The organism is Providencia sp. R33, assembly GCF_019343475.1.
Taxonomy (GTDB): domain Bacteria; phylum Pseudomonadota; class Gammaproteobacteria; order Enterobacterales; family Enterobacteriaceae; genus Providencia.
Genome location: NZ_CP072453.1, coordinates 1,525,823 through 1,540,703, shown reverse-complemented (window position 1 = coordinate 1,540,703; position 14,881 = coordinate 1,525,823). Strand labels below are relative to the sequence as shown.

Genomic DNA, 14,881 nt, shown 5'->3' with positions numbered 1-14,881 from the left:
GTCTATTTAATGCTAAAATTTCCCATGAATTTAGTGCATGCATTTTTACGATCATTGTTTGCCATGTAAGGAGGGCTAAGTGATGAAACGTTTTATGAGTCTAGAGCTTCCTCCTGAACCCATAATTAATAGCAGTTGTGTGAGAAAGCGTCTTAAAAACAGTATTTGTGATAACTGTGCGGACAGTTGCCCAGTAAATGCTATCTCCTTTAGTCACATGGACGCCAAAATTGATAATGAACTTTGTTTCCAATGTGGCAACTGTCTTTTTTCTTGCCCTGTTGATGCAATTGAAAATATATCGCCTCACGAACGCACCTATCAACAGAATTACTTAGTGGTTCACCATGATGAACCTGTTGCAACGACGGAAGAACTTATTGTTTGGCATAAACAATATCAAATTCGAGGTATTCAAATTGCGGAGCCATTGGTTGATAAATGGCTACCCACCTTAGCGGCACTTAACCTCAAATTAAAAACACTGCAAGAGCCTGTCTGGCAGCTGCGGATCGAACAACCTCCTGCGGTTGATAGTGGGCGCCGCATGATGCTATTTCGCCAAAAGTTAGATCAAAAACCACTGGATAAAGGGCAGGTAAAAACAGGGCTTAATGCTCGGAAACAATTCTACCCAGAAGACAGTTGGTTTCGGATTGCACTCGATAGCGAAAGCTGTATTTTGTGTGGAGCATGCGCGAAAGTATGTGATGAAAATGCGATACAAATTGGTGATAATCAGTTTGTTTTAGATGAAAAGCGTTGTACGGGGTGCATGAGTTGCCAAGTAGTGTGTTTTCCAGAATCAATTCAAGTTCATGCGCACACAGCCAAACATAGTGAACCGACAGTATTTCACTACTATGATGCAAAATGCCACACCTGCCATTTACCGTTTTTTTCTTGGAAAGAGAACGTGCAAACCTGCCCAATATGCTCACAGCATAAAAAACAAGGGTGGTTATAGAAAAAAAGGTGCTATCAAGAGCACCTTTTTCAGTTAGTTACTGACTGAATTTAAATTTTCAATCACTAATTTTGCAACCTGCGGGTTAATGGCAGGGGGCGTTTCATGTCCCATTCCTTCGATAATGGCTATTTTTGCGTTTGAGATACTATTTGCAATATCTTGGCCCGCTTCAACAGGGAATAACGGGTCAATTGAGCCATGAATAACCAATGTTGGAACATTAATTTGACTCAGATATGGTCGCATATCCCCAGTCACCGCAACCGCTACAATTTGGCGTTTGGTGCCTTCTGGTGAATAATTTCGCGAAAGCGCTTGCTGTACATAATCGCGGTAATAGGCTTCATCAAATGGGCAACAACTTGAGCTAATACGGCGATAAAACGCAAGTTGCCCAGCCAAATAACCCTCGAAATCTTCATTGGGATTTGCACCTGAACTCATCAACATTTGCATTACATCAGGGGCACTTTGCGGTAAATTTGGGTTTCCTGTTGAAGACATAATTGGGCACAGTGTTAATGTGTGTTCAGGGTATTTCGCAGCAAATAATTGGGCAATCATTCCGCCCATTGAACGGCCAATAATATGTGTCTTATCAATTGATAAGCTCTCTAATAAACGCACAATGTCATCTACCATATCGAATAAGGTATATGCAATATCGAATGGTTGGCCTGTTTGCATTTTTTGAATCAATTCCCCTAGGTTAATTGGCGGAAAATGATCCATATGAGGAGATAGACCTGCATCACGGTTATCAATCCGAATGATATAAAAACCCTCATCGGCGATTTGTTGGCAAAAATCGGTTGTCCAACTAATGTTGTGACCGCCCAGGCCGGGGACTAATACAACGGCAGGGTTCTCTGGAGTACCAAATGAATCATAAAAAAGTGAAATAGGTTGCTTGGTTGTCATTTTTTTTCCATTGAATTGAGTGTTGTGCTATTTATGCCGCCACAGTGTAGCAAATACGAGCCCCAAAAATGCGTAAAGGTTGCCAAGAAAAAATTTTAGCGACATAGCTATTATTCTACAGAAAATAACACAGTTTATTATCTAGCCGGTATAAATCGGCTAAATACCAGCACGATAAGTGAAAAAGTCAGCAAAACCAAGGCAATAAGTAAACTCATATTGAGTGAATAGGCAAAAACAATAAGGCTGCCCAAGGCTGATCCTAACGCTATTCCGCCATTGAAGAATGCGATATATAAGGCGCTTGTTATCTCAATTTGTGAAATGCTATATCCGATCATCCAATTCATTAATGAAACAGATACTCCGCCGTACGCCACGCCCCAAAGTGTGATGACAAAATAGCCCCCAAAAATGTTTAATGGCAAATATGCGAATAAGACTAGACTAATGATAATTAAGCTAATTATCCAAAAAATGGAAAGTTTGATATTTCGGCTAGAGGCCATTCCAAAGATAAAATTACCTAGAATCCCTGCAATGCCATAAATAAGCAGGGCAAAACTGATTTGATTACTGTCTAAATTAAAATGTGCAATTAATAATGGGCGAATATAGGTGAACACCATAAAGTGACCAGAGACTAATAACAGCGTGATTAGCAGGTTAGCGGTGATAATCGGGCGTTTTAGTTGTTGCGTAAAGGCTGCTTTTACTGCTGCTGAATTTGTGGGGAGTTTAGGTAAATAAATAGCCATTAATAAAATTAAAATAAATGATAAAACCCCCATAAAGATAAATGCGCTACGCCAGTTCCATATACCACCCATAAAAACGCCGAGTGGGACCCCCATAACGGATGCGGCCGCGACACCACCAAAAATCAGTGACGTGGCAAAACTAATATGCTGTTTGTTCACTAAACGAGGGGCAATCCCACCAGCAATAACCCAAATAATACCAATACAGACTCCAACAAGTACTCGACTGGCAAATAGTAACCAAAAATAGGGTGTAGCAGCGGCTACAAAATTACACACCATCAGTAAGCTAGCGCCAAAGATGAGCAGAAACTTTCGGTCTATCTGCTTAGCAAACAAAATAATGAAAGGGGAGCTGAGCGCAGCGACGATCGCGGGTAAAGCCATTAATAAACCGCTTAACCCTACGGAAACAGAGAACTGTTCTGAAATTGGTGTCAGCAAGCCGACAGGGAGCATTTCCGTAGTGACAACAATAAAGGTTGCTAGGGCAAGGGAAATAACGGCCATCCATGAGCGAAGTGGATGAACCGATGATGCATTTTCAACAGAATTAAGTGACATGGTGTTCCTACCGATAAAATAATGAGTTGAAAAAGCTTATAGGGGACGATATATAAGATAAACAACCTATTTGGATTAACATTGGGGATTGAACGTGGTTAATAAAACGTCATCATCAATAGATAACTTGCTTGATTTAAAAGTATTTGTTGATGTTGTGGAAACCTGTAGCTTTACACAATCGGCAGAACGGCTCGCGTTATCGCGCTCTGCGGTTGGCAAATGTATTGCTCGCTTAGAAAGTCGTTTACAGACGCGTTTATTTAATAGAACAACGAGAAGTATTCATTTAAGTGATGATGGGCAGCTTGTTTATGGATCTGCACTAAAAATCTTACAAGAAATTGAAAATGTCGAAAACATTCTCAGCCAAGGGCAGCAACAGCCGAGAGGTTTATTAAGAATTACGGTTCCTGTGGTTTTTGGTAAACGCTTCATTATGCCTCTTGTGCATGATTATTTAGCACGTTGGCCAGAGGTTGAGGTCGACGTTGATTTTTCTGATGATTACTGCGATATCGTCAAAGACGGTTTTGATATTGCTATTCGTATCGGCGGTAATGATGATAATCGCTTGGTTCGCAAAGTGCTCGCACCACACCGTTTCATTACTTGCGCTTCACGACAATATCTTCAGAAATTTGGTTACCCAACAACGTTGCAAGCGCTGGAGCAACACAATACATTGATTTTTCGCCACCGCGGTTTGAATGTGCCTTGGCAATTTAAATCGGGCTCAGCGGTACAAAATTATATGCCAAAAGGGCGGCTTGTGCTGAATGATACTGAAGCTATTTTAAATGCGGTATTACAGGGGCATGGTATTTGCCAGTTGGGTGCATTCTTGGTGGGGGAGCACATCGCACAAGAAAATTTGATCCCCATTTTAACTGAGTTTTCGAAGCTAGAGGCACCAATCTGTGCGTTATACCCAACAAAACGTTATTTGCCACCGAAAGTGCGCCAATTCTTACAGCTTTTTGATGAACATTGGCAAGGGTGTGCTATTTGGGATGAAAATAAGAGCCAATAAGGTGATTTTTCAGCCTATTCCGTAAAGCAATTAAAAATCATTGGGATATGATAGCTATCAAGCAATTCGTTGCTTAAATATATTTTTTAACAAGAGATTTTTAGGTTTTATATGATTTACTTTATTTCAGATACCCATTTTTGCCATTCTAACATTATCAACCTCTGTGATCGCCCGTTTAAAAGTACCAGCCATATGAATGATACACTTATCCATAATTGGAATGCTTATGTGACAGACCATGATGAAATCTACATCTTGGGGGATTTTTTATATAAAGGTAATGGCTCAGATGCGAATAAAATTTTGCGCAGGTTATCAGGCAAAAAATACCTTATTCGTGGTAACCATGACAAGTTTTTAGATGATCCTGAGTTTGATGCATCACTGTTTGAATGGGTAAGAAGCTATTATGAATTGGATTACCAAAAGCAAAAAATTGTTTTATTTCATTATCCTATTTTAGAATGGCAAGGTTTTTTTCGTGATGCGATACACTTATATGGCCATGTACATAATTCAGGTAAAGACCCAGAGCAACGTAAGCGTCTAGATATTTTAGGGCCTCGTGCGATTAATGTTGGCGTTGATGTGAATGATTTTTTCCCAATTAGTATTAAAACCATTTTAAAACGCGCAAATAGTTAACTTACGAACAATAAATAACTTTATTTTTTGGCATACAGATACACAGAAGCACGTGATACACCGAGGTGTTGTGCAACAGTTTCCATTGATTTTTTTACGTCAAGTAAGCCTTCGCTACGTAAAATTTCAATGAGGTTTTTTCTCTCATCTGCTTTTAGTGTCCGCGGAGTTGCAGCGAGTGTCGCGGCATATTGATCGATTCTATGGCGAATAGCTTCAGACCCGTTGGGCTCAATATGCTCTTTAATTGGGCTATTTCCAACCTCGGTAAATTGCGACAACACACTTTGCATGCCCCGAAATAAAGTCATATCTAAATTTAGGCACAAGGCAGCAACATATTCACCACTGTCATTTTTGATCCCAATAGATGTGCTTTTTACTGGGCGACCATCAGAAAATTGATTGGTATAGTTAGCAACAATACTTGGAAAATCAGCAGATTCAATACGCGCTAAGCCCAACTCAGTTGTCGGCTCACCCACTTGGCGACCAGACAAATTATTATGAATCGATAAAATTGAATGCTCAGGGTTTTTTAAGTCATGAACAACAACTTCACAAAATGGCGCAAAAGTTTCGCTGAGCCCTTTCGCTATTGTGTCGATTTGCGCCAGTAATGTGTTTTCATTGGTGTCGGACATAAACCCCCCCTTATCTAAAAGCGTTAATCTATTAATTTTAACCTATTTTTTACCTCGCTAATAGATAAAGGACGGAGAGTTACTGTGAAACTAATTCAGCAAACCGATTAATGTCAACATTACCACCACTGACGATTATACCGACGCGTTTTCCCTGAAACTGTGCTTTTTGCGCGAGTGCTGCCGCGAAAGAGAGGCAACCTGTTGGTTCAACAACCATCTTCATGCGCTCTGCGTAAAATTTCATTCTGTCAATGAGCTGCTCATCGGTAACAGTGAAAATATCATCAACATTATTTTTAATGATTTCAAATGTGTATTGCCCCAAATGTTGCGTCTGCGCACCATCAGCGATAGTTTTAGGGGTATCGATATGGACAATTTTACCTTGGCGGAAAGATTGCTGAGCATCATTACCTGCCAATGGCTCAACACCGTAGACTTTACAGTTAGGGGAGAGCTGGCGAGCTGCAAGTGCACAGCCAGAGGTCAAGCCACCACCGCCTAAGCAAACAAATAAGGCATCCAATTCACCCACCTCTTGGAACAGTTCCATGGCAGAGGTACCTTGCCCTGTAATGATATGAGGGTGGTCATAAGGTGGAATAAGGGTTAACCCCTGTTGTTCTGCGAGTTGCTTGCATAACGCTTCCCGGTCTTGTGTATATCTATCAAAACGGACAACAGTCGCTCCATAACCCTGTGTTGCTGCAACTTTGACAGCTGGGGCATCATTTGGCATTAAAATGGTTGCAGGAATATTCAGTAGTTGCGCTGCAAGTGCAACCCCTTGAGCGTGGTTGCCCGAAGAAAAGGCGATGACTCCCGCTTTTTTTTGCTCTGGTGTAAATTGGGACAGGGCATTGAAAGCACCGCGAAATTTAAATGCGCCCATACGTTGGAAGTTTTCACATTTGAAAAATAGCTCACCACCGAATTCTTTGTTGGCCGTTGTTGAGGTGAGTACTGGGGTTTTGTGTGCAAAACCCGCAATGCGCTTAGCTGCTGCTTCAACATCTTGATAAGTGGGTAAAGTTAAACCTGTCATGTTTATACCTCTTTTGAATTTTTTAAATTAGCCTAAAACCGCAGTTGCTTCAATTTCGAGCGCGGCATTAAAATGAAGCTCTGAAACACCTGCAACAGCGCGAGCAGGGCGAAAATCGCCTATCCATGCTGCATAAATTTGATTAAATTCCTGCCAATCATTCATATCTGCTATATAAACACGCACTTGAACTAAGTTTGCTTTTGTCAGATTGGCGGCTGACAAGCAAGCATCAAGGTTTTTTAATACTAATTCAGCCTGAACGTTAAAGGGGGCGTCAGTGATTGCTTGCCCTGAAGCATTGACGGGTAATTGACCCGAAATAAACACAAATCCATTAGCGTTAACACAATGAGAATAGTGGCCTCGTGGCGGGATCAGTGTAGGGGCATTGATATATTGAATTGATTGGCTCATAGCAACCTCTAATTTTACAAAAACGCATTTATTAGATTTTTAGTCTAATATTATACTATATGTATAGTCAATCTGTTTTTGAAGAAAAAAACATCAATATATTGGGGGGAATATGAGAAAAAATGCAGAACAATTTGCAGTTAAGGTTTTGTGGATTGTTAGCTGTGATGTTGAACACTAATATTTTTTCTTTGTAATTTCCCACGTATTTATTTAATAAAAGCGAATTTTTCAGTGAAAGAAATTGTAAAAATTGGAATGAATGAAATTAAAAGTTATACATAATTAAAGGGAGTTATCTTAAATAAAAATGATTAAGAATAATCGAATTGTGACGATAAAAATAAAATGGTAAGAATTTGTTATATAAAAACTTTTAGGGATGTGACATGGCGAAGTTTACGTTTGATATACTTTCTATTTTTGGGAAAAAAAGCAGTAAAGTGGCTGAACAGTATGTTCAAGAAGCTGTTTTACCGTTATCCGTCTTGGATGATTCATTGCCCAAAATGGTGGTTGAATATGTACTGGAAGGAACATCGCCAGAAGTATTGGTCAAGTTAAGCCAATTAGACACCGAAAAAGCGGTTATTTTATTAGATAAACCGGGCACTGTGGATTGGTGGTGGGGCGGTAATAATTTTAATACGGGCCAATATAATAAAGTGATCCGCCAAGGGATTAATGCACGCCATAAACTTTATTCCAAAGTCGGTGATGGAGTGAGCGCAGAGCAAGTTGCGCGTTTTGGCAAAGTTTTAGCAGCTGCATGCCAAGATATTAATATTAAAGTGCTGACCTCAGAGTTACCGTCGTGGGTCAGTTATTTAGTTGGCGATGTATTTTCCAAAACTTTCGATAATTCTCGTGATGAAAAATTAGAACATCGTAAGCATTGGAATATGGAATTGCTAGCTGAGATTATTGGTAAAGAAACCGATAAGCCAGCTAATTCAGTTTTATATGTTATTTTTGATAGACAGCATTTGTCTGATTACCACTATGAGAACTTAAATCGCTTATTTGTTCTCCCTGGGTTTAAAGAGTATTTAATTGCGCAGCAAGATTTTATTAAGCAGATATTGATTGGTAATTTGTCTGCCGCTGGGCAAGTGCAGCTAATTAATTCCCTGAAAAAAGATGAAGCACTCTATTCGACGTTTGCGGATTGCTTAGTAACCTTTGCAACCAGCTCATTAAAAACGGTACGCAGTGCAGCAGAACCCATTTTATCTATTCTGCCTGATGAATCAGTCAAAACCTATTTGACCAAAGTATTGACTGAAGGAACGCCAAAACAGCGTACGCAAGCTGCGGATTTATTTGCGCGGATTGGTAAAGATAGGGAAGTTCTCGAGGCTGCTTTACAAACGGAAACTAACAAAACGGTACTAAAAAGTATCGAAAGTGCCATTTCACGTTTTTCGGTGATGGATACGGCGAGTGAAATTGAAGAAACTGCACTGCCAGCGCTTGTTGAGTTGGAAGATACGCCTTTACCTGAAAGTGCAAAAGATATTTTAATCAGTAATTTCAATGAAATGCTGCAAAAAGCCAAAGAAAATGCAAAAAATGAAATTGAAGAGAATAAAAAGCAGAAGCATACATACAATTGGGCACAGCGCCATTATAAAGAGTTCCAAAAGCTGGATGCGAAAACCTGTGCAAAAATTATTGATAAACTGAATTCAGGTAAAGAGGTTATCACCGACCACGAATACAGCGTGGTGAAATTCAAAGAGTGTATTAATAACCTCCCTGAATTTACGCTATTTCATGCATTACGTCTGATAAGCCATAACCGTACAGGAATGGATCATTTCTCCCATTATTACCTGACCCGTGAAGTGCCACCGCGTATTATTGGCCAAATTGAATTACGCCAATTAGAACAAGTTTTAACCCATTGCCATTACCAACAAGCGAACCGCTTAATCGCCGATTTCTGCTTGCGTTCATACAATGACGGTTTAAAACTGTTTAATCAGCCTGAGCAAGTATGGCCATTCTTTACGCAATATCCTGATTTTATTGCAGAGGCATTAGGGTTAATTCCGCAACAAGCAAAACAGCGTTATTACCAAGAATATGATGCCTCAAGTGGTATCGAAGTATTGGCGATGTTACCAACCATTCCTGCTCGTTTTATTCCACGTATTATGGAATTAGCATTGGGTGAAAGTAAAACGGATCGCTTAAGTGCACAACAATTACTTGAAACATTGCCTAATATTCATATTAATGCCGCAGAAGGGTTAGATTCAGGTAAACAAGAAATTCGTGTTACAGCCATTGAGTGGTTGGCGCGTCTAAAACACCCAGATTCTTTAAAGCCACTGTATGCGTTATTGAAAAAAGAAAAACGTGAAATTGTGCGCGCTGCATTATTAACGGCGTTAGAGCAATTTGGCGAAGATATTTCCAGTTATTTATCGCCAAAAGTCTTATTAGCGGAAGCACAAAAAGGGCTTAAAGGTAAAGCCCCTGCGAGTATGTCTTGGTTTAATTTAGACACATTACCAGCACTGACTTGGCAAAATAATAAGCCCGTGGATGGGGATATTATTCGCTGGTGGGTTATTTTAGCGGTGAAATTAAAAATGCCCGCAGGGAACGGTTTATTACAGCGTTATATCAGTTTGTTGTCTGTGGATAGCCAGCGCAAGCTTGGCAGCTTTATTCTAAATAGCTTTATTGCCCAAGATACTGCGGGCCCATCACTCGAAATGGCGATGGCAGAAGCAGAACGTGATGCGCCACAGCGTTTAACCAACTACCAAGATTGGGTGAAACGTTGGCCAGAATATTACAGTCAATATGAAAACTACACCCTTGAGCAGTGCATCAATGATATTAAAAATGAAGTGCTTCGTCGTTATTTAGGTTCAGCGATTACGGATAAAGGCATGTTAGCGCTTATTTGTGGTATTGAAGGGCACATTGCAGTCACTGCGTTACGTAATTATATGCGTGATCATTATCAGCGCCGTGCGCAAATTGAAGCCATGATTGATGCAGTTGCAACTAGCAATGACCCGTTAATTATTCAGTTGTTGCTCTCGCTATCACGCCGTTACCGTACCGCATCCGTGCAAGAAAAGGCCCGTGGTTTAGTGGCTCAAATTGCTGAGCGTAATGGCTGGAGCGCCGATGAACTTGCTGACCGAACAATTCCGACGGCAGGCATGGATGAATCGGGGGTACTTGCCCTTGAGTATGGTGACAGAACCTTTACTGCTAAGCTGGACGCCCAGCAAAAACTGGTGTTGTTTAACCCAGAAGGTAAAGAAATCAAAGCATTACCCGCAGCACGTAAAACGGATAATGAAGAGCTGATTAAAGAATCGAAAAAATTATTGAGTTCCAGTAAGAAAGAACTTAAGCAAGTGATTGACTTACAAACTGCACGCTTATACGAAGCGATGTGTGCAGAACGTTTGTGGACGACTCAAGACTGGCAAGAATATATTCAAGCTCACCCAATTATGCGTGGTTTGATTGAAAGACTGGTCTGGATGGAAGTTGATAATGATAAGGTTATCAATGTATTCCGTCCTTCTGATGATGGCAGTTTGCTGAACCTTGAAGATGATGAAATCGAGCTAAGCGCAGGGTCATCAATTAAATTGGCCCATGCTGCGTTGGTTTCTGAAGAAGAAAGAAAAGGTTGGATAGCCCATTTTAAAGATTACAAAGTGAAATTTTTGTTCTCGCAAATGGAGCATAAAATCCCTGAGTTAGACCTTGCACTCACTGAAATTGAAGACCGTAAAGGTTGGTTAACAGATACCTATACGTTACGTGGGGTACTTACCAAAATGGGTTATCAGCGTGGCCAAGCTGAGGATGGCGGTAGCTTTATGCATTACTCCAAACACTATGCTAGCCTAGGTTTCTACGTTTACATTGAGTTCAGCGGAAGCTATGTGCCAGAAGAAAATATTCCTGCGGTCTTGTACTCCTTAAGCTTCGAAAGCGGGCAGCAAAGTTCGTGGAACCGCAATTACATAGAGCTAAAAGATATCCCGCCAATTTTATTAGCTGAAAGCTATGCAGACTACTTAAAAGTAGCTGACGCGTGTGCGGGATTTGACCCTGAGTGGGAAAAGAAAACGCCTTGGTAATTAGGGGTAAATAGGACAACTCAATGAGTAACAAAGAAACAAAAAATGGGCATGTTCTGCGCGAAAGCGCAGAAATTCGCTTTGCTGATGAACTAGAAAAGCTCACTCAAGCCGATAGCCATAACCCAAAACCACAAGGCTGGTTGCGTTCACCACGCGCTGTTCGCCAGTTTATCTTAGGTGATGAAGCATTGGGTATTACGCCGAAGTTTTTTGGTGATGATGCCTTAGTTGACCGTGCAATAGTGACCCTGTTAGGTAAACAGGGTCTGATGTTAGTCGGTGAACCTGGGACAGCCAAATCGATGCTATCTGAATTATTAGCCGCTGCAATTAGTGGGGACTCGGGCTTAACCATTCAAGGAACTGCGGGAACAACTGAGGACCATATTAAATATTCATGGAACTATGCGTTGTTATTGGCAGAAGGGCCAACGGAAAAAGCATTAGTGAGCTCGCCACTTTACCAAGGCATGATGGAAGGGAAAATTGTGCGTTTTGAAGAGATAACCCGCTGCCCACCAGAAATACAGGATGTGCTGGTCAGCTTAATGTCTGAAAAACAGATGATGATCCCTGAAATGAAAGACAATGCGAGGATCAGCGCCAAGCAAGGTTTTAACTTAATCGGCACAGCCAACTTACGTGACCGTGGCGTTCATGAAATGTCGTCAGCATTAAAACGCCGCTTTAACTTTGAAACAGTTAGGCCGATCCAAGACCCTGCCTTTGAAATCGAGCTAATCAATAAACAGCTGACTAACGAATTAGGTGAGCTGAATGGCTTGGTAACGGTGCCTGCGAATGTGATTGAATTATTAGTGACGACATTCCAAGAGTTACGTTCAGGTAATACCAAAGACGGCGGCAATATCAAAACCCCCGATGCAGTGATGTCGACGGCAGAAGCGGTGAATATCGCTTATGCGTGTGCATTAGAAGCGCATTATTTGGGTGACGGAACATTGAGTGCAGGTGCGGTTGCTCGCCAGTTAATTGGCGTTGTACTCAAAGATAATGCGGATGATATCAAGCGGATGCGTTATTACATTGATAATGTCGCACGAGAAAGAGCCAAACAGAGCCCAGAGTGGAAAGCGTTTTTTGACGCTTCTCGCCAGTTCTGGCAATAGGCTCGATGGTGTGTAGTGCAATGGCGAGGCTTTCGGCTTCGCCCATTTTTATCAATCAGGGAATATCACGGTGAGTTTGCCTTCCATACCTTTACCAGAACGGCTTGAAAAAGCATTGGTTAGCTGGCAACAGCTTGAATCAGAAAACATTTATTTTGCCCCTGTTCGCCATCACAGCCCAGCTTGCGCCTACGGGACGCTTTCGTTAATCGAACAAATTAATCCTGATTATGTATTGATTGAAGGGCCTGATAGTTTTAATGGGTTAATTGCGGGGCTACTGCATCAAGATACACAGCCTCCCGTCGCGATTATGGCACAAACGGAAATTAAAGCTGAATCATTGAATGGTGAAAGTGACAGCGTCACTCGATCGGCTTATTTTCCATTTTGTGAATATTCCCCTGAATGGCAAGCACTCAAGCAAGGTTCATTGCATAAAGCCCAATTACAGTTTATTGATTTGCCATGGGCTGCGCAGGTTAATATTGATGAGGCGGATGTTGGGCAAAACCAAAGCTTGCAAAAAGAGCGTTATTTAGCGCACAGCTTGTTTATTGCGCAATTAGCAAAAAAGAGTGGTTGCCGTGACCATGATGAGCTTTGGGAGCAACTATTTGAATTACGCACGCTTGAGCAGCTCATTGATTGGTCAACATTTTTTAAAGACAGTTTCATCTGGTGCGGGTTAGCACGTTTAGATTATGAGCCTAAAGTCCTTGAATCTGAAGGCTCAACACAGCGTGAAGCCCATATGCAGGCGCACATCCAAACCATTAAAGCACAACAACCAAATGCCAAAATTGTTGTTGTAACAGGTGGGTTCCATACCTTAGCGTTAATTGAAGGCTTGTCTGAATGCATTTCGGCAAAATTTGCATTAACCGCGACAGCGCAAAAACAGTTTATAAAACTACAAAAAACGGCTGAAAACGATAACGCATGGCTGATCCGCTACAGTGACGATAAGCTCGATGCATTAAACGGCTATGCCTCAGGTATGCCATCACCTGCGTTTTACCAAAAGGTATGGGAAACGCTATTGCAGCAACGCCAAGACCATGAAAATGGCCTCATGCGGCCGACTCAAGCATATCGAAATGAATTAGGCGTTGCGTATCTGGCAAAGGTTGCGACTATTTTGCGCGAAAAGCAATTTGATGCGGCACCAGGTTTTTTATCGGTAAAACTAGCTGCGGAACAAAGCATTCGCTTAGCGGCCTTTCGTGGGCATGCAGGGACAGGACGCTATGATTTATTAGATGGGCTACAAAGTGCATTTATCAAAGGTAGCTTGGATGAGAGCCAAGATGAACTTTGGCATGAAATTAAAACCTGTTTTTCAGGTTTTCGCCTAGGCCAAATCCCCAAAGGGACAACAACGCCGCCGTTGGTAGCACAAACCTATGAGATGGCGAAAGCGTTTCGCTTTAAGCTTGATGACACATTAAGCAAAATCAGCCGGTTAGATGTTTACCGCAATAAGCAACACCGCCTACGTAGTCGTTTCCTACATTTATTAGCTTTTTTAGATATCCATTTTGCCAAACACCTTTCTGGCCCCAATTTTATGTCAGGAAACCAAATGGATGTACTATTTGAAGAGTGGCAATATGCGTGGACGCCAAATGTGGAAGGCGAACTGATCGCGTTATCTGAAAAAGGCACCCAGCTTAAAGGAATTGCATTAAACCGCTTATTTGAAATGGAAAAAAGCCTTGAGCAACAAGGTGTCAGCCGTTCAAGCCAAAGTGCAGTGACATTGCTAATGCAGGCCGCGCTTATTGGCTTACACCAGCGCATTCCTGCTTTATTTTCATTACTCGACAACTATATTCAACAAGATGCTAAATTCGAATCGTTAGTTGCTTGTGGCCATAAGTTAGTGCATCTATGGCGTGGTCGACAATTCTTTGATATCGAAGAAAATTTTGCGATCGAAGTCCGTCTGGATACCTTATTACAACAAGTTTTTTATTGCTTTGAACAAATCACGCTGGGGGATGAACAGCAACAAGAAATGCATTTTAATGCGCTGCTATCATGCCGTGAATTAATCACCTTTATGCCAGAAATTAATAAAGCCCATGATTATTCGAACGACTTTTATCACCAGTTATCGCGTTGTGAAGGCAAACTAAACCATGTTCCTTTATTAAAAGGGGCGGTGGATGCGCTGCGTTATTTAGGTGCCAAAACCGATGAAAATACGTTAGTCAATGAGATCCAAAAGGCGTTTAGTGCAGGAAGTGACCCAGAAATTGCGATTGGTTATTTTATTGGCGTAATGCGAGCTGCACCTGAGTTAATTTTACGTATCCCACTCTTAATCGAATTATTGAATGATTTGCTCAGTGAATGGGATGAACGCCGATTTATTCAAGTATTGCCTGATTTGCGCTTTGCATTTAGCCAATTGACGCCAAAGCAAAATGCGCAAATGGCACAGCATGTCGCGCAAAACTTATCAATAGAAGCCCAAGATTTAACACTGCACCAAACTGAGTTTAATGAGAAACAAATGCTGCAGGCGTTGCAATTAGAGCAACGGCTACAAAACCAACTTACTGAGCTTGGGCTACAAAGCTGGTTCACACACACGTCGGAGGCGAAATAAC

At 41.3% G+C, this 14,881-nt stretch carries 11 protein-coding genes; 6 read left to right on the top strand and 5 right to left on the bottom strand.

Annotation, left to right across the window (positions count from 1 at the left end):
* Positions 1-82 precede the first annotated feature (82 nt).
* Positions 83-967, top strand: coding sequence for an ATP-binding protein (locus J6836_RS07155; protein ID WP_219249422.1), 885 nt, complete (start codon positions 83-85; stop codon positions 965-967).
* A 33-nt stretch (positions 968-1,000) separates the two neighbouring features.
* On the opposite strand, the gene J6836_RS07150 is transcribed toward J6836_RS07155, so the two are convergent.
* Together J6836_RS07150 and J6836_RS07145 are read right to left on the bottom strand one after the other, a co-directional pair.
* Positions 1,001-1,891, bottom strand: coding sequence for an alpha/beta fold hydrolase (locus J6836_RS07150; RefSeq protein ID WP_219248028.1), 891 nt, complete (start codon positions 1,889-1,891; stop codon positions 1,001-1,003).
* A 137-nt stretch (positions 1,892-2,028) separates the two neighbouring features.
* Complete coding sequence (locus J6836_RS07145) at positions 2,029-3,216, bottom strand: MFS transporter (RefSeq protein WP_219248026.1); 1,188 nt, start codon at positions 3,214-3,216, stop codon at positions 2,029-2,031.
* 94 nt (positions 3,217-3,310) lie between these two features.
* Here J6836_RS07145 and J6836_RS07140 point away from each other — a divergent pair, with 94 nt between their 5' ends.
* Both J6836_RS07140 and J6836_RS07135 read left to right on the top strand, forming a co-directional pair.
* Positions 3,311-4,249, top strand: a complete 939-nt coding sequence (locus J6836_RS07140; RefSeq protein ID WP_219248024.1) for a LysR family transcriptional regulator — start codon at positions 3,311-3,313, stop codon at positions 4,247-4,249.
* 111 nt (positions 4,250-4,360) lie between these two features.
* Entirely contained in the window at positions 4,361-4,897 is a 537-nt protein-coding gene (locus tag J6836_RS07135; protein ID WP_219248022.1) for a metallophosphoesterase, read from the top strand.
* 20 nt (positions 4,898-4,917) lie between these two features.
* On the opposite strand, the gene J6836_RS07130 is transcribed toward J6836_RS07135, so the two are convergent.
* The 3 genes from J6836_RS07130 to J6836_RS07120 form a co-directional block, all read right to left on the bottom strand.
* Positions 4,918-5,541 (bottom strand): helix-turn-helix transcriptional regulator, encoded by a 624-nt coding sequence (locus tag J6836_RS07130; RefSeq protein WP_219248020.1) that lies wholly within the window; start codon positions 5,539-5,541, stop codon positions 4,918-4,920.
* A 79-nt stretch (positions 5,542-5,620) separates the two neighbouring features.
* Positions 5,621-6,589, bottom strand: a complete 969-nt coding sequence (locus J6836_RS07125; protein ID WP_219248018.1) for a threo-3-hydroxy-L-aspartate ammonia-lyase — start codon at positions 6,587-6,589, stop codon at positions 5,621-5,623.
* A 27-nt stretch (positions 6,590-6,616) separates the two neighbouring features.
* Complete coding sequence (locus tag J6836_RS07120) at positions 6,617-7,006, bottom strand: RidA family protein (RefSeq protein WP_219248017.1); 390 nt, start codon at positions 7,004-7,006, stop codon at positions 6,617-6,619.
* Positions 7,007-7,395: 389 nt separating this feature from the next.
* On the opposite strand from J6836_RS07120, the gene J6836_RS07115 reads away from it, so the two are divergent.
* The 3 genes from J6836_RS07115 (at position 7,396) to J6836_RS07105 (ending at position 14,880) form a co-directional block, all read left to right on the top strand.
* On the top strand, positions 7,396-11,130 hold the full coding sequence (locus J6836_RS07115; protein WP_219248015.1) for a DUF4132 domain-containing protein: 3,735 nt from the start codon (positions 7,396-7,398) through the stop codon (positions 11,128-11,130).
* Positions 11,131-11,153: 23 nt separating this feature from the next.
* The gene (locus tag J6836_RS07110; protein ID WP_219248013.1) at positions 11,154-12,263 is read left to right on the top strand and encodes an ATP-binding protein; all 1,110 of its coding nucleotides are present in this window, start codon (positions 11,154-11,156) and stop codon (positions 12,261-12,263) included.
* 70 nt (positions 12,264-12,333) lie between these two features.
* Positions 12,334-14,880, top strand: coding sequence for a DUF5682 family protein (locus J6836_RS07105; RefSeq protein WP_219248012.1), 2,547 nt, complete (start codon positions 12,334-12,336; stop codon positions 14,878-14,880).
* Position 14,881: the final 1 nt, after the last annotated feature.

What these genes read in the sequence shown, in the direction of transcription:
- J6836_RS07155 (WP_219249422.1), top strand. Translation starts at nt 83, where the DNA reads ATGAAACGTTTTATGAGTCTAGAGCTTCCTCCTGAACCCATAATTAAT.
- J6836_RS07150 (WP_219248028.1), bottom strand. Translation starts at nt 1,891, where the DNA reads ATGACAACCAAGCAACCTATTTCACTTTTTTATGATTCATTTGGTACT.
- J6836_RS07145 (WP_219248026.1), bottom strand. Translation starts at nt 3,216, where the DNA reads ATGTCACTTAATTCTGTTGAAAATGCATCATCGGTTCATCCACTTCGC.
- J6836_RS07135 (WP_219248022.1), top strand. Translation starts at nt 4,361, where the DNA reads ATGATTTACTTTATTTCAGATACCCATTTTTGCCATTCTAACATTATC.
- J6836_RS07130 (WP_219248020.1), bottom strand. Translation starts at nt 5,541, where the DNA reads ATGTCCGACACCAATGAAAACACATTACTGGCGCAAATCGACACAATA.
- J6836_RS07125 (WP_219248018.1), bottom strand. Translation starts at nt 6,589, where the DNA reads ATGACAGGTTTAACTTTACCCACTTATCAAGATGTTGAAGCAGCAGCT.
- J6836_RS07120 (WP_219248017.1), bottom strand. Translation starts at nt 7,006, where the DNA reads ATGAGCCAATCAATTCAATATATCAATGCCCCTACACTGATCCCGCCA.
- J6836_RS07115 (WP_219248015.1), top strand. Translation starts at nt 7,396, where the DNA reads ATGGCGAAGTTTACGTTTGATATACTTTCTATTTTTGGGAAAAAAAGC.
- J6836_RS07110 (WP_219248013.1), top strand. Translation starts at nt 11,154, where the DNA reads ATGAGTAACAAAGAAACAAAAAATGGGCATGTTCTGCGCGAAAGCGCA.